The organism is Mesorhizobium sp. M0217 (genome assembly GCF_040321955.1).
Lineage (GTDB): Bacteria > Pseudomonadota > Alphaproteobacteria > Rhizobiales > Rhizobiaceae > Mesorhizobium.
On record NZ_JAMYSN010000003.1, the window covers coordinates 134,741 to 152,997 of the forward strand.

The window sequence follows — 18,257 nt, forward strand, 5'->3', positions numbered from 1 at the left end:
CGGCCGTTCGATGCAAAAGCTGGCAAGAAACAGGGTAAGGAAACTTGAGGTCGCAGCTCTTGCCGAAGGGCCGGCAAGAGCCCGTATCCTGGCGGTGGACGACGATGAGCGCAATCTGCTGGCGATCAGCGAAGTGCTCGCGACTATCGGGGAGGTCATCTGCGCCCAATCGGGCGAAGAGGCTCTGCGCTTTCTGCTGAAAGAGGAGTTCGCCGTCATTCTCCTGGATGTCCTCATGCCAGGGTTGGACGGATATGAAACGGCCGCACTTATCCGCCAGCGCGAGCAATCCAAGCGCACCCCAATCATCTTCTTGACCGCCATCAACAAGGAGGATGCGCATATGCTGCGCGGCTATGATGCCGGCGCGGTCGACTATGTGTTCAAGCCATTCGATCCGATCATGCTGCGTTCGAAAGTCGCGGTTTTCGTCGAACTCCACGAGAAGACGCTCGAGATCCAGCGCAAGGCGGAGGTCGAGCAGGGACTATTGGCGCAGGCGTTGCAGGCGCACAAGGACAAGCTTCAGGCCGAACGCGCGCTGCGCAGCGCCGAGCAACGGCAGGACGCCATCCTGAATTCGTTGCCGGTCTGCTTTCATGCTCGGGCAGCCGAGCCGCCCTTTGCGGCGCGCTTTGTTACGGAGGGCGTCGAGCGCTTGACCGGCTTTGCGCCTGAATACCTGACATCGGATCCAGAGTTCGGTCTCAGCCGCGTTCATCCGGACGACCTGCCGCGATTGAGGGAAGCGCTGCTGGCGGCAAAAACCACCGGCTCCTATACGTGCGAGTTCCGCTGGCAATGCGCCAATGGCGAGTATCGCATTTTTCTCGACCAGGGGGTGATGTCGGACGGCTCAGATGGCCGTGAACCGGAAATCATCGGCACATTGCTTGACATCACCGAGCGGCGCGGTCTTGAGGATCAGCTGCTTCAATCCCAGCGCATCGACGCTATCGGCAAGCTAACCGGCGGCCTGGCGCATGATTTCAACAACCTGCTCGCCGCAATTCTCAGTGGGTTAGGGCTGCTTGAACGCCGAGCCACGTTGGATGATCAGGCGCAACAGGTACTCGACCTGACGCGGCGTTCTGCAAAACAAGGCGCTGACCTTGTGGCGCGAATGCTGGCATTCTCGCGGCGCCAGACCCTGAAGCCGGAAGCGGTGCGCCTTGCTGCGCTGAACGACACGATGAACGGATTGGTGGCGCCCGTACTGGGGGGGTTGATCCGTTTCGACTGGCAGATCGATGACACGATCTGGCCGGTGCATGTCGATGCAGGCCAACTTGAATTGGCCCTGATGAATCTGGTTTTCAACGCGCGTGACGCCATGCCCTCTGGCGGGACAATAACCGTGCATGCGCAGAATCGATCGATCGTGACGCAAACAGAGGATATTCCGCCGGGCGACTATGTCCTGATCGCCGTCAAGGACACCGGATCCGGCATACCACCCGATCTTGTCGCCAAGGTCGTCGAACCGTTCTTCACCACCAAGCCGGTCGGTAAGGGAACGGGCCTCGGTCTCAGCACGGTCTACGGCTTCATGAAGCAGTCAGGTGGGACACTTCGCATAGAAAGCGTCGTCAACCGCGGAACTACCATGCAACTCTGGCTGCCACGTTCGACCGAACAGCCGGTGGATCCTGCGGTGGAACCCGACATTGAACGAGCGTTCGCCGATGCCGGAATGGAGCACCCATCAATCCTCCTGATCGACGACAGCCATGTTTTGCGGCAATTGACCGCCGAGTCCCTTCGCCAGCGCGGTTTCGAGGTGACCTGCGCGGGAGGAGGGGCGGAGGCGCTGGCCATGATGGAGCGCACTCCCGACAAGTTCGACGTCATTATCACCGACTTCGCCATGCCACTCGTATCCGGCGTCGACGTAATCCGCTTCGCGCGCAATTTGCGCTCGGACTGGCCAGCGGTCATGATCACGGGCTATGCCGATGCCCGGGAGATTGCCGATCGGCCAGCCGACGTGCCCTTGCTCGGCAAGCCCTTCCGCGACGAGGATCTGTTCGAAGCGATTTTCTTCGCGATAGAGAATGCGGCCCCCCAAAGGATCAAAACCGGCTAGCGCTTAGGGATTGTCGACGGTCTGGCGACGTCGGCAGGCCGGGCAGATCGAGACCGCACTTTCGGGGCACGGCGACAAGGGCCGCATTCCTGATCGGCAATCTGGGTCGTTCGCGGCGCTACCAGCGCTCCTCGGTGTCGCGGTCCGGTAGGTCTATTCCGCAGCACACCCAACCAAGGCGCTGCGCTGAACCGTAGTTGTACCGAGGCACCAGGTGAGCCGGATCATCGAAGGTACCGACGTGCAGCGCGATCTCGGTTGGCGACGCGTCGTAGCAAAGGCTGAGCGGCGACCCGCATTCTGGGCAGAAGCCTCTTTGCGCGATCGGCGAAGACCTTCGATATGTTGGCGTTCCGGAATTCCAGCTCAGGCTTTGGCAGGGCATCCAGGCAAGAACTGCAAACGCGCTGCCGGTCGCTCGTCTGCACATATCGCAGTGGCAGTAGTGAACCCTCGGTTCGATCCCGGCGCTGAATCGGATCCTGCCACAGAGACATCCGCCCTTGATGGCCAAGGAGCCGGGTAGGCGCTTGCCAACCTCACGCATCAAGATCGATCAAGGCGGCGCCGAACGCTCCGATCGCAGTCAAAGAGGCACTGCCGATGTTCTTGTCGGCGATGCTCTTGTCGGTTGCGAAGGCGGTCAGCGAGCTTGAGTTTCATGGCGTTCCGAACCTGTTGCGGGGCAGTTAATGGGCATGGTGCTCGGCATTCCGCTTGCGTGTTGCCGCTGCCTTCTTTGCCGATTCCGATCGGCTTGCGGCTGACCGTGAAGCCGATGCCTTGCCGCCGCTTTTCCCACCCTTGTGGGCCGCGGGGTGTCCGGTGTGTTTACCACGACCCGAGCCGCCTTCTTTCTTGCCGCCGCCATCGTCCTTGTTGACGGTCGCCCATGCCCGGCGCTCGGATTCCTTCTCGGAAACACCGCGCTTCTCATAGCCTGCGGCAATGTGGTCGGCTTTGCGTTCCTGTTTGTCACTGTATTTCGATTTGTCGCCTCGTGGCATGGTCGTTCTCCTGGCTCAATGATGTTTGAACGGGATGCCGGCGGGAGAGTTCCAAGCGGAAATTCAGAAAACTGAAAACGCGGGCGAGGATTTCGACCAACGCGGAGCGCTATTGCTCCGGAGCCGTGGCGGGTGCCGTGCAGCGGCGGCCCACGGCACCGATCACGCGTTTCTTGAAGCGACCGAGCACGGCAAGCGTCTCCCTGGAGACGACGTCGTCGCGTGCCGTCTACTCGGTAGCCCAATGCAATGAAATACGTTCCGCGACCTCAGTAGCCACCGACCACCGGCAGGATCTCTCCCGTGATGTAACTCGAGCAATGCGACGAGGCGAGGAACACGTAAGCCGGGGCAAGTTCTTCCGGTTGCGCTGGCCGTTTCATCGGCGTATCCGCGCCGAATTTCGAGACGTCGTCGGCTTCCTTGTCCGAAGGGTTGAGCGGCGTCCACACCGGACCTGGCGCGACCGCGTTTACCCGGATGCCCTTGCCGATCAGATTGCCCGAAAGCGCTCGCGTGAAGGCATGAATGCCGCCCTTGGTCATCGAATAGTCAACCAGTTGCTTGGAACCGTCGATGCCGGTCACCGAACCGGTATTGATGATCGCGGAGCCCGGCTCCATGTGCGGCACGCTCTCCTGCGCCATATGAAAATAGCCGTAAAGATTGGTCTTCAGCGTCGTGTCGAAATGTTCCTCGGTCAGGTCGTTGAAGTCACTGGAATGGATTTGGAAAGCGGCGTTGTTGACCAGCACGTCGATCCTGCCGAATTTTTCGACCGTCAGCGCCACGGCGTTGCGGCAATGCTCGCGTTCACTGACATCGGCTTTTATCAGTATGCAACGCCGGCCTTCCTTTTCGACGGCGTTTTTGGTCGCTTCGGCGTCCCTGTCTTCACTCAAGTATACGATCGCAATGTCGGCGCCCTCGCGGGCGAACAAGACTGCCACCGAACGGCCGATGCCGGAATCACCACCCGTGATAAGCGCTACCTTGTCATCGAGTTTTTTCGATCCGAGGTAGTAAGGCGCATCGTAGAGCGGAGCGGGCTCGATCGCCCATTCATGCCCCGGTTTGGGTTGATGCTGCTCGGGAAAAGGTGGCTCGGGATATTTGCGAGCGCCGGCTTGCATCGCTTGTTGCATTTTGCCATTGCTCTTCGTCTCGTCTTTGGCGTCGATACCACGCTGGATATGGCGTTGCTTGGCGGCTTCGGCTGAAGTCTGCGACTTAGTCTGCATGGCTTTCTCCTGTGCTCGGAGAACGAACAACGCATGCCGGGCAAAAAAGTTTGCGCAAATATCTCGATCCCGAAAGGGCTCGCCATTGCGAACAGCCTGCGAGGGGCGTGGAGCATTGGTCGTCAATGAGATCGGAATTGCCATGCCGGCGGCGTTCAGACAAACACCACATTCATTACCCGCTCAAAGCACGCTTTTTTCAGAACCATAGGGTTTGGCAATGCGGACCATGCCTTTCGTCCGAAGGCGCTGGTATAAATAGAAAATCGTCATCAAGCCGATTGCTGTTCCAGCACCAAGACACAGCGCGAGCAATAGTTCTGCACCGACACGAAACGCAAGCAGAGTAACGCCCGCCGCAGCGACGATGGCATTTATGAATGCGATCATAGTCGCTGCGGTGGTCAGGTACGCCAGGAGAGGCCCAGTACGAAGAGAAGGTTCGGCGTCATTTTCGGGCCAGCGACCGAATTCCTTGGAAAACTGGAAGGCAGCCTCGTCGCCCAAAGTTCGATAGTAGGCTCTGATCCGGGCAATGCCGATATGGGCCTGCATGTTCTCAGCGGCGATGTCGACCAACCTCAAGACGGTAAAGGCACCCAGTAAAAAGACCGATGGCAGCACAACCGCGACAAACGGCAGGAAGAACTCGGAGGACTGCGTAACAAAGCCCGTTGCCACCAGAGCGCTCGACAGAGACATAATGTAGATGGTCGTTCGCGACGCCATTTCACTTATGGACGTGCTGATCGCTGTCTGCTGCACGAAATGCTCTGTCGTCAGGGCCGCGAGAAACGAAGCATCGGGTGTCGGCGTGTCAGCCATGGAGTATGCTCCTGTCGGGTCGACCTGAGTTTTTCTTCGATATAGTGCTTGCGAGGCTGGCCGCCACTGGATGCTCCCGACGCCTGACCCATGCCGGTTTTATTGTGCCATATCCAGCGAGCCCGCATCAGCGATCAGAAAGGGCCGATCATGTGGTCAGCAGATGCTGGCCATATCGCAGGCGAAATGTCTGCCGTGGTCAATCCGTATGGCCTCCTGTTGGGGATCCGGGTCGAAGCGCATTCGCGGCGGTTGCAGTTGGGGGCGGTTCCGCGGCGGCGCTGATGCGAGTTCGCGCATTCGTGGCAGCGGCCTCGAAACGAATTCGGTCCCTAGGCCGGCAACGCAAATTCACCGGCAAGTTCAATGGTGCGGGCTTGCGGGCCGACTTTTCGGTGGCGAAGCCCATGACCACGGTCCACCAGACTCATAAATCAGCAGCCCGGATCCTGCCTACTGCGGTATCTCCAGGCCCTGCCGCAATCCTGTCGCGACGACTGAGACCCTGAATTTTCCGGCGAGTGCCCGGTCGAATATGGCGCCGACGATGATGTCGGCGTCGGCGTCGACCTCCTCGCGGATGCGGGTGGCGGCCTCATCGACTTCGAACAGCGTCATGTCCATGCCGCCCGAGATCGAGACCAGGACGCCCTTGGCGCCGATCATCGAGGCTTCGTCGAGAAGTGGGTTTGCTATCGCCGCTTCGGCGGCCTTCCTGGCGCGGTCCTCGCCCGTGGCTTCCCCGGTACCCATCATTGCGCGGCCCATGTCGCGCATCACCGACTTCACGTCGGCGAAGTCGAGATTGATCAGCCCCTCCTTGACGATGAGATCGGTTATGCAGCCGACGCCGGAATAAAGGACGCGATCAGCCATGGCGAAGGCGTCCGCGAAAGTCGTCTTTGCGTCGGCGATCCTGAAGAGGTTCTGGTTCGGAATAACGATCACGGTATCGGCGCATTCGCGAAGCTGCTCGATGCCCTCTTCGGCGGCTTGCATGCGGCGCTTCCCTTCGAAGGTGAACGGCTTGGTGACGACCGCCACCGTCAGGATGCCGGCTGCCCGTGCAGCGTTCGCTATGACGGGCGCGGCACCGGTTCCAGTTCCGCCTCCCATGCCGGCGGTCACGAAGCACATATGGGTTCCCGCTAGGTGGTCCCTGATCTCGTCGATCGATTCCTCGGCTGCCGCGCGGCCGACCGCCGGCAGCGACCCGGCGCCCAGGCCTTCCGTGACATGGGCACCCAGCTGGATCAGCCGCGATGCTTTCGACATGGTCAGTGCCTGGGCATCGGTGTTGGCGACGATGAACTCCGCACCCTGCAGATTTTCGGCAATCATGTTGTTGACCGCGTTGCCGCCGCCACCGCCGACACCAATAACGGTTATCTTCGGCCGCATTTCCGAGATGACGGGCCTTGCCGCGGTGCTCATCGTCTTGTCTCCTTGGAATTGATCGACAAAAAAGTTCCCGGAACGCGCCGCTTGAACACGCCAGGTGCAAGAATCACGTTCTATCGCCTTGGCACAGGGAATCAGAGGGTGAACTTTGCGGCAAGACAAGATGTGGGACTTGTACCATATGCGCCTGAATGAGCCGACCTTTTGAACGGGTCTCCAGTTCAATCTTCCGGAATCGGCTCGGATTCTGGCCAGCGAAAATCCACAATCTCCGGGATCCAACCCCTCCAAGCTTCACGCGCCCGCCTCACGCGCCAGAACCTTGAGAATCTGGCGGCCGATCGACGCCTGACGCTTAGCGGATCGGCATCTTGCCGCGAAACAGCGGCTGATGGGCCCGCATCAGAGCGGCAATCCGGTCGGCAATCTTTCGTACCGGCGGGGAGTGGCGTTCCTCATGGTGGGTGACGATCCACTGGTCGGTTTCGAGTTCTGGGATAGGATGAGCGACGCGAACCAGCCGCGGATCGCTGTCACCGACGAAGCACGGAAAGATCGAAAGGCCGGCGCCTGCGGCCACCAATTCGCGCACTGAATGGGTGTTGTTGCCGCGCACGGCGATGCGATCGCCGTGATGGGCTTGCAGCCAGCGCGCCGAGGCAATGTTTGCCCCTTCGCCGGTGACGCCGACGAACAACCCGGCGGCGATGCCGTTGATCAGGTGGCGTCCGGAATAGATGGCATACGCGACCTTGCCGCTCTGACGGCCGGCCAGCCACTGTTCGGTCGGGCGCTCGCTGCGGATGCCGATATCGGCGGCGCGGCGACCGATGTCGACCCGGTCGGTGGTGGTGACGAGTTCCACCCTGATGCCGTCATCGACGGTCCAGATTTCGCCGATATGGGTGGAAACGAAGGCCGAGGTCCATGGCCCGGCCGAGACGCGGACAATGCGGTCGGGCAGGTTTCCCTCGCGCCAGCGGGTTAGCGACTGCATTGCTGCTTCGACGTCTTCGGCGCGCCGCAGCAGTTCTTCACCGACCGGGGTTAGCCGGTAGCCGGTCTGCTGACGTACGAACAGCGCTTCGCCGATCTGCTTTTCGAGCGCGGTGACGCGTCGTCCGAGTGTGGCTGCGCTGAGGCGCGTGGTTGCCGTCGCCGCGCTCAGGCCACCCAGCCGCGCAACGTCGAGAAACAACCTCAGATCGTCCCAGCCAATATCCATTTTGCAGAAATGAAAAACTCCTTGCGACCGTGGCTGTAGCGCGAAGCGGCCATCACGCGCAAGTATGCAGCCGTTGGAGGCGCTGGAAATTCCTGCCCTGGTGGGACAATGACAGGCACCTCGGTTGGCCAGGCAGTCAGCGCAATCCGTTCGATCGTGCATACGCTTTGCGCGATTGCTTTGCGTTTTCGACCAATCCAAGAACGTGGGTATCCCGCTCGCCAAGGAGACGATCATGTTGCATGAACTTCGACACCGTTTCGCCCGCTGGCTTGCCTATCGCCAGACGCTTGCGAGCTTGAGGCGGCTTCCAGACAGCATATTGGCGGATGCGGGCCTTTCTCGCGAAGAGCTCCGCGAGCGTGCCCGCGACGCCAGCCTGCGACGCTGAGATTGGAGGCGGGCATGCAGAGAATGGAGCCGGCGGCGAGAAGCAATCAGGCGTCGTCTCCTCACTGTTGAGCTGCGGCTGAATGCGCCAATACGGTTGCCACGCTTGATGCCGCCGCAGTTTCGCTCCACATCGTGAGGGATGAAGACCGAGAAATCCGAGCGGCGTCGGACTTTGCTGTGGGCCTTGCCCGCATCGCTGGTCCTGCATGCGCTCATCACCGCATTCCTGGTCTATGGCCTGCCCGTTCCTGCCCAGCAGCCGCAGGAGGAGGAACCGGTCAATGTCGCACTCGTCCCGCCGCCCGAACCGCCGAAGCCGAAACCCGAAGCCAAAAGTCAGCCTGAAAAGAAGGTCGAAAAGCCGGTGCCGGACAACCTGCCGTCAGGGAAAGTCCTGAAGCCTGCATTCCAGTTCGGTGACAAAGACACCGGCCCCAGGAAATCGCTGGATGGGAGAAGCGCTCAGGACCAAGCGTCGTCCACGACCAAGGATAGCGAGCCCAAGCCGGCTGCCACGCCAACTGATGCGGAGAGCAGATCTGAACCGACGCCCGACGCTGCAAAGCCGGCGGAGCCAGCCAGCATCGACGAGAAGCCGGAAGCTGACAAACAGGAGGCGGGAGCCCCTGACGCCGACAGGCACGAATCGGCCGCTGCAATACCTTCGGCTGATGATGGCGGTGAGATCGAGCTTCCTGCGTCGGCTCAGGCGCCTGAGGCCAGACCCGACACTGCACCGAAACCCAGCCCGGCGAAGGCCGCGAAGCCGCCGCGCGCAAAGGCCGTAGAGCCAAGCCCCACGGCCAACTCACTAGCGTATGCGGGGCTTCCGGGTGTTCGCAAGCTTTTTTCAAAAGGCGCTACCGGCGATCCCTTCGCAACGAACTCGATGGCCGACGTGCCACGGGGGCAACGCGTAGCCGACCTTTGCTCCAATCTTCTGGGTCAGCAACTGAACGACGCCGCTTATCGCCCCGTATTGCTCCCAAGCATTCCACTAGAGGTCGGCAATCTTCTGGACGCCCCGGATACCGCTTTTCGTACCGCGACGACTTGGTATCATGTGCGCTTTCGCTGTGGGATCGACACCAATGCGACGCATGTGACGTCCTTCACCTTCCGTATCGGAGCCGCCGCTTCACCCGAGGAAAGCGTTTTTCTGGATCGGGAGGCCCGTCGGCAGGGTTTTCGAGTGGGACCAGGCATGTAGCCGAAGGCAAGGGTCTCAAAACCCACGTATTGCGGGGCAACAATCACCTCTTGGACAGCTGCATGCCGAATGCCGTTGCTGCCGGGCCTCAGCCCTTCACTGGATTGGCTTTGCGCCACTCCTCATATTCGCCGCGGGCGTCGTCATGCAGCGGATAGTAGCGCTGCAGCGGCGCTCCCTGCATCAGCTTCTCTCGCGAGAACTCTTCCCAATCGTGATGCTTCCGGGATTCTTCGATCACCTTTGCGGCCATTGCGACGGGAAGCACTACCACCCCATCGTCGTCTGCGATGATAATGTCGCCCGGGATCACCGTGACACCGCCGCAGGCGATCGGAACGTTGACGGCGTTCGGATAGATGCTGGTTTGCACATGGTAGTTGGGCGTCCAGCCGCGCAGCCATAGGGGCAGATCGAGCTTCTCGACATTGGGCCGGTCGCGCATGCAGCCGTCGATGACGATGCCCGCGCCGCCTCTGCCCTTGAAATAGGTCGACATCATATCGCCGAAGACGCCCGAGCTCATGTCACCGCGCGCGTCGACGACGACCACATCGCCTTCCTGCGCGTGATAGAGCACGTGCCGGTGCAGTTGCGTTTCCGGGTCGGCGTATTCTCCCTCGCTGAAGAGGTCCGGCCGCTGCGGCAGGAACTGCAGCGTCAGCGCCGGCCCGACGATCGACTTCCCATGGTTCTGCGCCACCGGACCGACCATGTGAGGATTGCGGAAACCCATATGGCCAAGCGTGCCGGCGACCGTCGCGGCGCCGATTTCCCTCAGGGCGTCAATGAGGTCTTTGGGCGGTCGCGTGATGTCAGGGATATGCGTCATCGTGGACTCCGGTTGAGATGGAACTACCAGTTCGTAACAGACCCGTCCCGGCGCCTGAGGTGAGGCGCTTCCCAGAAACGAAAAGCCTCCGCCTGGACCGCCGCTTCGTTGACCTCGACGCCGAGGCCCGGCAGGTCGCTGACCGGATAGTCGGGACCGTCGAGCCGTGGCTGCACGGGGAAGAAGTCGGAATTGTCGAAGCCCAGCTTCGTCTCGGGTTCCCTGGTCTCGAGCCACGCGAAGTTGGGTACCGCGGCGGCGAGATGTAGGGTCGCGGCCGTGCACACCGGACCAAGCGGATTGTGCGGCATCAGGTCGACATAGTGCGCCTCGCTCCAGCCGGCGACTTTCATCGCCTCGGTGAGCCCGCCGACATTGCAGACATCGAGACGGTTGAACTGATGGATGCCGCGCTCGATGTAGGGCAGGAACTGCCACTTGCTGGCAAATTCCTCGCCGATGGCAAAGGGAATGTCGGTCATCCTGCGCAGGGATTCGTAGGCTTCAGGTGTCTCGTCGCGGATCGGCTCCTCGAGAAAATCAAGCACGCCGCGGCCGAGCTTGTTGCAGAAGCTCGCCGCCTCTGCCACCGACAGCCGATGATGATAGTCGATGCCGAGAACGACGTCGTCGCCAAGCGCCTCGCGCGCCTTGTTCAGCATGCTCGCGGTAGCGCCGATCGACTCGCGGGGTTCGAAGATGTCCCTGCTGCTTTGCCCTGCGGGGAAGAAGCGGATCGCCTGCCACCCCCGTGCGCGCAGCTCCCGGGCTCGTTCGATGGCGAGGTCGCCCTCGGCCTCGTCTCCGGTCGAGGCGAAGGTGGGGATGCGGTCGCGCTGCTTGCCGCCCAGCAGTTCGTAGACCGGCACCCCCAGCGCCTTGCCCTTGATGTCGTGAAGGGCGATGTCGATGGCGGAGATAGCCGCCTGCAGAACGCGCCCGCCTTCGAAGTACTGGCTGCGATAGGCCTCCTGCCAGATTCGCCCGATCTGCATCGGGTCACGGCCGATGAGAAACTCGCGAAAATGCTCGACCGCGCCGGCAACGGCCTTTTCGCGCCCGCTCAAGCCGCTCTCGCCCCAGCCGAAGACGCCCTGGTCGGTCTCGATCTTGACGAGCATCTGATTACGCGTTCCAACCCATACAGGATAGGGTTTGATCGCGGTGATCTTAAGCTTTTCAGTCATCCCCAACGTTCCCAATGAACCCCCGTCTTGTCTCAGCCGGCCTTGAGGGCCAGTTCAGTTTCGCCATCGAACAGATGCAGCCGCTCCTGGTCGAACTCGAGCCAGATCTGCTCGTCAGGTGCGACGGCGATGTTGGGGGACACGCTGATGTTGACGATGGCGCCTGACAGCAACGCCTGCACGAAGGTGACGTCTCCGGTCGGCTCCACTGTATAGGCCCTGGCCGGGACGCTGCCTGGCACCGCGCTCTTGTGGAGCCTGATGGTCGAGTGACGTGCGCCGAGCACGACTTTCCTCGACGTTGCCCCCGCAACCTTCCGGGCGTTGAGCGGCGAGAGCTCAAGGCTCCAGCCCTCCGCGCCGGTCAACGCAGTGTTGCCGTTTGCTGTCGATGCCTCCAGTGGAACAAGGCTCATCGCCGGGCTGCCGATGAAGCTGGCGACGAACATGTTCACCGGATGGGCAAAGACCTGCGCCGGAGAATCGTATTGCAACAGGTAGCCGCCGTTCATCACCGCCATCTTGTCGGCCATGGTCACGGCTTCGAGCTGGTCGTGCGTGACATAGATGATGGTCGCCTTGAGATCCTGGTGGAAGCGCTTGATCTCCGAGCGCATCTGGACGCGCAGTTTGGCGTCGAGGTTGGAGAGCGGCTCGTCCATGAGGAAAACGGCAGGGTCGCGGACGAGGGCGCGCCCCAAGGCGACACGTTGCTGCTGCCCGCCTGAAAGTTCGCGCGGCTTGCGCTCGAGCAGGTGCGTCATGTCGAGCACGCGCGCCGCTTCCTTGACCTTCCTGTCGATCTCGTCCCTGGGCAGCTTGCGCATCTGCAGCGGGAACGCCAGGTTCTTGTAGACCGATTTCTGCGGGTAGAGCGCGTAGTTCTGGAACACCATCGCGATGTCCCGGTCCTTGGGGTCGAGGTCGTTGACCACGCGGTCGCCGATGACGATGTCGCCCGATGTGACCGGGATCAATCCCGCGACAAGATTGAGCGTGGTTGTCTTGCCGCAGCCCGAAGGGCCGACGAGCGCAACGAACTCGCCGTCATTGACCGTCAGCGAAACGTCGTTGACAGCTTTGAAGCCGCCATAGGTCTTGACGAGATCTCTCAGGTCCACGTGGGCCATCGGCAACTCCCTACGGCATGATGCCGAAAAGTGTGAAGCGGTTTTCGGACGACATCATGCTCTATCTCTTTGATTTAGAGGCGGATTCAGATTTGAGGTCGAACAGACCTGAAATCATCCGGCTCTAGTGTTTGACCGCGCCTTCTGTAAGGGCGCGTACGAAGTATCGTTGCAGGAGGAGGAACAGCACCACGACGGGCACGCTCATCATGAAGCTGGCCGCCATCAGGCCCGGAAAGTCCGTCGTATTCTCCGAGAAGAAACGCTGTATGCCGACCGGCAGGGTCAACTGCTCGTTCTTGGAAAGGAAGGTGTAGGCATAGATGTACTCGTTCCAGGCGCCAATGAAGGAATAGATCGCGGTGGCGATGATTCCGGGCGTCGAGAGCGGCATCACGATCAGGATGAAGGCCTGGAACCGGGTCGCCCCATCGATCCGCGCCGCCTGCTCGAGCTGCACCGGAATGTTGTCGTAAAAGCCCTTGAGCAGCCAGATCGCCAGCGGCAGGCCGAAGGTGAGATAGGTGAGAATGAGCGAGCCATGCGTGTTCACCAGCCCGATCGCGCGCATCAGGATGAAGAGCGGCACGAGAAAGATCACCGCCGGGAACATGTTGCGCAAAAGCACGGTGAAGAACAGGAAGTTTCGACCGGGGAAACGAAAGCGCGAAAACGCGTAGGCCGCAGGAACGGCCACGATCACCGAAAGGATTGTGGTGACCGTGGACACGTAGAGGCTGTTCCAGAAAAAACGCAGGAAGTCCTGGCCGACGCTGTTTTGCGGATCGAGCAGCTTCTGGTAGCTGGCCAGGGTAGGCTCTTCCGGCCACCATTGCGGCGGGAACTGCATCGCCGCGAAGCCGGACTTGATCGAGGTGATCAGCATCCAGATCATCGGCAACGCGGTGTAAAGCAGCATGAACACGAGGAAGATGCGCCCGGCCCAACGCCATCCGTCGATGCGCATGCGGCGCCGGGCCGGACGTCGAGGGACTGTCTCGACGATCGTGCTCATGCGCTCCCCTCTTTGCGCTCGTTGCCGGCCAGCGCACGGACGTAGAAGTAGCCCAGCACCATCAGCATGAGGAACAGGAGTACCGAATAGGCCGATGCGACGCCCCATCGCTGCCGGCCGAAGGCGAGCTCATAAATGTGGGTGATCCAGATGTGCGAAGCGTTCGACGGCCCGCCACCGGTCATGATCCACGGGATGATGAAGGAATTGAAATTGGCCACTGCGAGCAGCAGGATCGTCACCGTCGAGACGTTGCGCAGATGCGGGAAGGTGACGTGCCAGAAACGCTGCCATTCATTGGCCCCGTCGACTTCCGCGGCGCGCAACAACTGGTCGGGGACCGTCTGCAAACCGGCCATCATCATGATCATGGCAAACGGAAACTCGCGCCAGATATTGACGACGATCAAGGAGGGCAGCACCGTGCTGACGTTGTCGATGAAGTTCGGCGGCCGGTCAGCCAATCCGAGGCCGACCAGCACCGCGCCGATGATGCCGAAGTCCGAATGGTAGATCCACTTCCAGATATAGGAGGCGGCAACCGCGCTGATGACCCAAGGAATGATCAGGATAGCGCGCAGGACACCCCGGCCGATAAACTCGCGGTGGAGGGCCAGCGCGGCGGCAAATCCCAAGGCAAAGGCAACGAAGGTAGATGCGATCGTCCAGATCAGGGTGTTCAAGGTGACTTTCCAGAACACCTGGCTGGTGAGGATGGCCGTGTAGTTGTCCAATCCGATGAAGGTCTTGTCGCGGAGCTGCAGGCCAGGCGGCGTCTTAAAGAACGACAGCTCGACCGTGTAGTAGATCGGATAGGCGATGACGATGAGCATCACGGCGATCGCTGGAAGCACGTATGCGTAGTCGGCGCGGTGCTCCCAGATATTCCGCAGCACCCCGGAGCTACCGGGTTGCAATCTTTGGCGAGCCTCGGCCTTGCCGGTCACGATCGTCACGATGGCGTGCCCTTGTTCTTCGGAGCAAACCGGCTGCACGCACTATCGGCACAGCCGGTCGGATCGCAGGTCAGGCCCGGACTAGAGTCCGTCCATCAGGTTCTTCACCTTCTCGGCCGCGTCATCCGCTGCCTGGTCGACGGTCATCGCTCCGGTCAGGGCGTTCTGCAGCATGTCCGGGACGATGATATTCATGATCTCGGGCGATTGCGGCAGCGCCGGGAACGGAATGCCGTATGGCAACATCGAGGTGGTGACATCGAGGAACTTGATGTTGTCCAGACGTTCCTTCATCCATTTGGTCTTGAAGCCGTTGAGGTTGCCCGGGTTCGAGCCGGCATACGCCATCTTCAACGACCATTCAGGGCTCGTCCACATGCAGATGATGGCCTTTGCGGCCGGCTCGTCCACCTTGCCGCCCTCGACATATTCGGGCTTCAGGATGTGAATGTTCGAGCCGCCAAACACGACGGCCCGCTTGCCGTCGGGGCCGGTCGGAATCAGGCCATAGCGCATGTTGTCGATGACAGTCTGCGCCTTGTCCTTGTCGGCGCCCGTTGCCTTCTTCTGCAGGTCGAGCATGACGTTATAGTCGGACGGGTGCGAGACCATCATGCCGAGTTGGCCGGCGACGAACAGGGGCTGGTTATCGGCCTGCTGGTTGGTGAGGGCCGAAACCGGAACCGACTTGTCGCGAACATACATGTCGTAGGAGGCTTGCAACGCCGCCTTGCTCTGCGGGCTATTGAGCTCGACCTCCTTATAGGTCGGGTTCGCGGAGGCTTCGTCGAAGACACCGCCGCCATAGGCCCATAGTTGCGGCATGAAGCGGTACGGCGTGTTGCCGGCGTTCTTGCGCGCCACGAGGCCGTAGCCGGCTATGCCGAGCTTGTCATGGATCTGCTTGGAATATTTGACGACGTCGTCCCAGGTAGCCGGAGCCTTGTCCGGATCGAGGCCCGCACGCTTGAAAATGTCGGCGTTCCAGATGAACGCCATCGTCTCATTGTTGGTGGGAATGCCGTAGGTCACGCCATCCCAGGTTACCGCCTTCATGGCGCCGGGCCAGAAATCCTCTGTGGGATAGCCCACATCTTCCGGCTTGAGCGGCTGCAGATAACCCTTCGAGGCGAACTCGGTTCCGCCCAGGATTTGCAGGCGGACCGCCATCGGCGCGGCATTGCCCAGCAGCGCCGTGCGGAACTTGTCGAGAAGGTCGTTGTAGGTGAGGGCCTGATCCTCGAGCTGGATGTTCGGATAGGTCTTGCGGAAGGTCTCGAAGAAATCCTTGTAGTACTGACGCAGCAGGTCGGGGTCGCCCTCGAACACGCCCTGATACCAGAACGTCAGTCGCCCCTTGTAGTCGAGCGGAGTGACCTTGCCGCAATCGGCGGCCGTGTCGAAATCCTGTGTGCCGGCGATGGAGCGCACATATTCCGGCGACCACTTGCTCAAATCGACTGGCGGCGAACCCAGCGCCGATCCCGACATGAGCGACGCCATCAAAGCAGTGGCGACAGTGCCGCGCAGGACGGCACCGCCGAGTGTAATCCTCGTCATAGTATCCTCCCAGATTCTCCCATGCCGCTGTGCGCCAAGGGGCTCGTCCGACCGTGCGGGATGCGTCCTTCTGCTCAATGTATCCCTTCGATCATCTGGTACGTTTTCAGATCGTGGATTGCCTGTCAACGCACCCGATCGTACATTGTTTGCAAAACGCGTGTATGATATCGAGCATGCGATGTACTAATCGGGGGAGCCGGCTTTGGCCGAAACAAGTGATTTCAAAGCAGAGCCACCCGTGGGGATTGATCCCATCGGGGCGTCCAGCGAGGGCGCCTCGCTTTATGAGCTGATCCGGGAAGACATCATCGAGGGACGGCTCGCCGCCAACGAACGGCTTGTGGTCACCGATCTCGCCCGGCGTCACGGCACCTCGACCAACCCCGTACGCGAGGCGCTGCAGCTGTTGCGAGGGGAGGGCTTCGTCACCTTTGTCGCCAACCGTGGCGCGCGCGTCCGGCCCATAGACCAGGATTTTGTCCGGGATATCTACGAGATCGGAGTCCTGATCGAGCCGGCCCTGACGCGATGGTTCGTGAACATGGCGACCGGCGAGGACATCGCCGAACTCGAACGCATCCAGGCTCTGATCGAAGAGAACAACTTCACCGACACATTGCGGCACAGTGAACTGGATACCGCCTTCCACACCGTGATGTACCAGCGCCACTACAACCGCCATGCCGCCGAGCTTTGGTGGAAGCATCGCGAAGTGCTGCGAGCCGTGAGCCGGCGTTTCAATTTCACGCTCGCGCGGCGGGCCGCCATTATGCGTGAACACCGCGAGCTCATCGCGCATATCAGAGCGGGAAATGCCGACGAGGCGGCCGAACTCATTTCCCGCCATGTCGAGGGTTCCGGTCGGCACGTCCTCGAACAGATGCGTGCGCGCAATGCCGCTCGGGCCGGATAGAGTTTCCAGCCCAGAACATCATTGGTCCAGCCATCAGACAGAGGTAGTTGAGAGATGAAAATCACGAGCGTTCGGCCGTGGCTGATCAAGTCCGATGCTTCCTATTGGGGAGAGTTCCTGTTCGTCGAGGTGACGACCGACGAAGGGGTGAGTGGCTGGGGGGAAATCACCACCACCACAAGGCTCGCCAACCGCGCGCTGTGCACGATCCTGCGGCAGATCGGTGTTGCCGTCACAGGTGAGGATCCGGCGCGCATCGAGCATCTCTGGCACAAGATTTTCCGCAGCTTCACCTATATGGGCAGCCGCGGCGCCGCAGTCGAATGCGTGAGCGCTATCGACATAGCGCTCTGGGACATTCGCGGCAAAGTTCTAGGCAAGCCGATCTACGAGCTGCTGGGCGGACCGGTGCGCGATGAAATCGCGCTCTATACCCATCCCAACCAGGCCAAGTTTACCAGCAAGGAGGCTGTGGTCCGCGAAATTCGAGACATCGTCGAATCCGGACACACCGGGCTGAAGTTCGATCCTTTCCCCCACCAAGGCCGCATCGCCGATGGCTTGGCGCGCGAACAGCGGGACGGCTACCTCGATGGCAGCATGACCCGCAAGGACGAGCGCGAGGCTGCCGAACTAACGGCTTTGATCCGTGAAACGGCGGGGCCCGGTGTCGACATTCTCATCGACGCGCATGGCCGCTTCGACGTCCCCACCGCCATTCGCCTCTGCCGAAGCCTCGAGGAAGCCGGCCAGATCGACTGGTTCGAGGAGCCATGCCCGCCAGAAAGCCTCAATGCTCTCAAGCAAGTGCGTGAGAAGGTCAGTGCCGCCATCTCGTGGGGCGAGCGCGGCCACACCAAATGGGATTTCGTGCCGGTGCTCGAGAACAGGCTTGCGGACTACATCATGCCGGACGTTACCTGGACCGGCGGCATTACCGAACTGAAGAAGATTTCCGCCCTGTGCGAAGCCTACTACATCCCGGTCTCGCCCCATGACGCCGCGGGACCGATCAATGTGGTTGCGGGAGCGCAGGTGATGATGACGGTTCCCAACTTCTACAAGCTCGAAACGTCGGAGTGGAACCTGGACAAATATAATCACCTCATCGACGAGCCACTCGATGTCTCGAACGGCAGCCTCAAGCTGGCGTCGAAGCCGGGTCTCGGTGTCGAGATGAACCGAGACTACCTGCAGGCCCACGAGATAGAGCTTGGCTAGCAACGCTTATGCAGGCCGGGGGTGCGGGGCGCCACCAATCAGAACGAGGATA

General features: G+C 60.9%; 17 protein-coding genes. 5 read left to right on the forward strand and 12 right to left on the reverse strand.

Annotated features, from left to right (window positions below; genetic code table 11):
• The first annotated feature begins 10 nt into the window (after nt 1-10).
• Nucleotides 11-2,086 (forward strand): PAS domain-containing hybrid sensor histidine kinase/response regulator, encoded by a 2,076-nt coding sequence (locus tag NKJ18_RS07695; RefSeq protein ID WP_352513817.1) that lies wholly within the window; start codon nt 11-13, stop codon nt 2,084-2,086.
• A gap of 118 nt (nt 2,087-2,204) precedes the next feature.
• Here NKJ18_RS07695 and NKJ18_RS07700 read toward each other — a convergent pair whose 3' ends face one another.
• The 6 genes from NKJ18_RS07700 to NKJ18_RS07725 all read right to left on the reverse strand — a co-directional run bounded on the left by NKJ18_RS07700 (nt 2,205) and on the right by NKJ18_RS07725 (nt 7,785).
• The gene (locus NKJ18_RS07700; RefSeq protein ID WP_081731301.1) at nt 2,205-2,633 is read right to left on the reverse strand and encodes a GFA family protein; all 429 of its coding nucleotides are present in this window, start codon (nt 2,631-2,633) and stop codon (nt 2,205-2,207) included.
• A 142-nt stretch (nt 2,634-2,775) separates the two neighbouring features.
• Nucleotides 2,776-3,093, reverse strand: coding sequence for a hypothetical protein (locus tag NKJ18_RS07705; protein WP_023687854.1), 318 nt, complete (start codon nt 3,091-3,093; stop codon nt 2,776-2,778).
• Between the two features lie 269 nt (nt 3,094-3,362).
• Entirely contained in the window at nt 3,363-4,334 is a 972-nt protein-coding gene (locus NKJ18_RS07710; protein WP_023687856.1) for an SDR family oxidoreductase, read from the reverse strand.
• A gap of 183 nt (nt 4,335-4,517) precedes the next feature.
• Nucleotides 4,518-5,159 carry a hypothetical protein gene (locus NKJ18_RS07715; protein WP_023702102.1) on the reverse strand — a complete coding sequence of 214 codons (642 nt, stop codon included), beginning with the start codon at nt 5,157-5,159 and terminating at the stop codon, nt 4,518-4,520.
• A gap of 453 nt (nt 5,160-5,612) precedes the next feature.
• Nucleotides 5,613-6,593 carry a cell division protein FtsZ gene (gene ftsZ, locus NKJ18_RS07720; protein ID WP_023702103.1) on the reverse strand — a complete coding sequence of 327 codons (981 nt, stop codon included), beginning with the start codon at nt 6,591-6,593 and terminating at the stop codon, nt 5,613-5,615.
• A gap of 322 nt (nt 6,594-6,915) precedes the next feature.
• Complete coding sequence (locus tag NKJ18_RS07725; protein ID WP_023668092.1) at nt 6,916-7,785, reverse strand: LysR family transcriptional regulator; 870 nt, start codon at nt 7,783-7,785, stop codon at nt 6,916-6,918.
• Between the two features lie 235 nt (nt 7,786-8,020).
• Here NKJ18_RS07725 and NKJ18_RS07730 point away from each other — a divergent pair, with 235 nt between their 5' ends.
• Complete coding sequence (locus NKJ18_RS07730; protein WP_023681184.1) at nt 8,021-8,176, forward strand: YjiS-like domain-containing protein; 156 nt, start codon at nt 8,021-8,023, stop codon at nt 8,174-8,176.
• Nucleotides 8,177-8,317: 141 nt separating this feature from the next.
• Complete coding sequence (locus NKJ18_RS07735) at nt 8,318-9,388, forward strand: DUF930 domain-containing protein (protein ID WP_352758041.1); 1,071 nt, start codon at nt 8,318-8,320, stop codon at nt 9,386-9,388.
• An 88-nt stretch (nt 9,389-9,476) separates the two neighbouring features.
• Here NKJ18_RS07735 and NKJ18_RS07740 read toward each other — a convergent pair whose 3' ends face one another.
• The 6 genes from NKJ18_RS07740 to NKJ18_RS07765 form a co-directional block, all read right to left on the reverse strand.
• Nucleotides 9,477-10,220: a ribonuclease activity regulator RraA gene (locus tag NKJ18_RS07740; protein ID WP_027048645.1), complete on the reverse strand. Its 744-nt coding sequence runs from the start codon at nt 10,218-10,220 to the stop codon at nt 9,477-9,479.
• A gap of 23 nt (nt 10,221-10,243) precedes the next feature.
• A complete protein-coding gene (locus NKJ18_RS07745) occupies nt 10,244-11,407 on the reverse strand; it encodes a mandelate racemase/muconate lactonizing enzyme family protein (protein WP_023754437.1) in 1,164 nt (387 codons plus the stop codon).
• A 32-nt stretch (nt 11,408-11,439) separates the two neighbouring features.
• The gene (locus tag NKJ18_RS07750; RefSeq protein WP_023681188.1) at nt 11,440-12,537 is read right to left on the reverse strand and encodes an ABC transporter ATP-binding protein; all 1,098 of its coding nucleotides are present in this window, start codon (nt 12,535-12,537) and stop codon (nt 11,440-11,442) included.
• Between the two features lie 124 nt (nt 12,538-12,661).
• Nucleotides 12,662-13,552, reverse strand: a complete 891-nt coding sequence (locus NKJ18_RS07755; RefSeq protein ID WP_023714612.1) for a carbohydrate ABC transporter permease — start codon at nt 13,550-13,552, stop codon at nt 12,662-12,664.
• A complete protein-coding gene (locus NKJ18_RS07760; protein WP_352758042.1) occupies nt 13,549-14,508 on the reverse strand; it encodes a carbohydrate ABC transporter permease in 960 nt (319 codons plus the stop codon). Before NKJ18_RS07760 ends, NKJ18_RS07755 begins: the two co-directional genes overlap by 4 nt.
• 81 nt (nt 14,509-14,589) lie before the next feature.
• Nucleotides 14,590-16,068 (reverse strand): ABC transporter substrate-binding protein, encoded by a 1,479-nt coding sequence (locus NKJ18_RS07765; protein WP_023668101.1) that lies wholly within the window; start codon nt 16,066-16,068, stop codon nt 14,590-14,592.
• 205 nt (nt 16,069-16,273) lie between these two features.
• Here NKJ18_RS07765 and NKJ18_RS07770 point away from each other — a divergent pair, with 205 nt between their 5' ends.
• A complete protein-coding gene (locus NKJ18_RS07770) occupies nt 16,274-16,984 on the forward strand; it encodes a GntR family transcriptional regulator (RefSeq protein ID WP_023739522.1) in 711 nt (236 codons plus the stop codon).
• A gap of 54 nt (nt 16,985-17,038) precedes the next feature.
• Entirely contained in the window at nt 17,039-18,205 is a 1,167-nt protein-coding gene (locus NKJ18_RS07775; RefSeq protein WP_023739521.1) for a mandelate racemase/muconate lactonizing enzyme family protein, read from the forward strand.
• Nucleotides 18,206-18,257 lie beyond the last annotated feature (52 nt).

Excerpts from the sequence above, each read along its gene's own strand:
- NKJ18_RS07695 (WP_352513817.1), top strand. The coding sequence starts at position 11 with ATGCAAAAGCTGGCAAGAAACAGGGTAAGGAAACTTGAGGTCGCAGCT.
- NKJ18_RS07700 (WP_081731301.1), bottom strand. The coding sequence starts at position 2,633 with ATGCGTGAGGTTGGCAAGCGCCTACCCGGCTCCTTGGCCATCAAGGGC.
- NKJ18_RS07705 (WP_023687854.1), bottom strand. The coding sequence starts at position 3,093 with ATGCCACGAGGCGACAAATCGAAATACAGTGACAAACAGGAACGCAAA.
- NKJ18_RS07710 (WP_023687856.1), bottom strand. The coding sequence starts at position 4,334 with ATGCAGACTAAGTCGCAGACTTCAGCCGAAGCCGCCAAGCAACGCCAT.
- NKJ18_RS07715 (WP_023702102.1), bottom strand. The coding sequence starts at position 5,159 with ATGGCTGACACGCCGACACCCGATGCTTCGTTTCTCGCGGCCCTGACG.
- ftsZ (WP_023702103.1), bottom strand. The coding sequence starts at position 6,593 with ATGAGCACCGCGGCAAGGCCCGTCATCTCGGAAATGCGGCCGAAGATA.
- NKJ18_RS07725 (WP_023668092.1), bottom strand. The coding sequence starts at position 7,785 with ATGGATATTGGCTGGGACGATCTGAGGTTGTTTCTCGACGTTGCGCGG.
- NKJ18_RS07730 (WP_023681184.1), top strand. The coding sequence starts at position 8,021 with ATGTTGCATGAACTTCGACACCGTTTCGCCCGCTGGCTTGCCTATCGC.
- NKJ18_RS07735 (WP_352758041.1), top strand. The coding sequence starts at position 8,318 with ATGAAGACCGAGAAATCCGAGCGGCGTCGGACTTTGCTGTGGGCCTTG.
- NKJ18_RS07740 (WP_027048645.1), bottom strand. The coding sequence starts at position 10,220 with ATGACGCATATCCCTGACATCACGCGACCGCCCAAAGACCTCATTGAC.
- NKJ18_RS07745 (WP_023754437.1), bottom strand. The coding sequence starts at position 11,407 with ATGACTGAAAAGCTTAAGATCACCGCGATCAAACCCTATCCTGTATGG.
- NKJ18_RS07750 (WP_023681188.1), bottom strand. The coding sequence starts at position 12,537 with ATGGCCCACGTGGACCTGAGAGATCTCGTCAAGACCTATGGCGGCTTC.
- NKJ18_RS07755 (WP_023714612.1), bottom strand. The coding sequence starts at position 13,552 with ATGAGCACGATCGTCGAGACAGTCCCTCGACGTCCGGCCCGGCGCCGC.
- NKJ18_RS07765 (WP_023668101.1), bottom strand. The coding sequence starts at position 16,068 with ATGACGAGGATTACACTCGGCGGTGCCGTCCTGCGCGGCACTGTCGCC.
- NKJ18_RS07775 (WP_023739521.1), top strand. The coding sequence starts at position 17,039 with ATGAAAATCACGAGCGTTCGGCCGTGGCTGATCAAGTCCGATGCTTCC.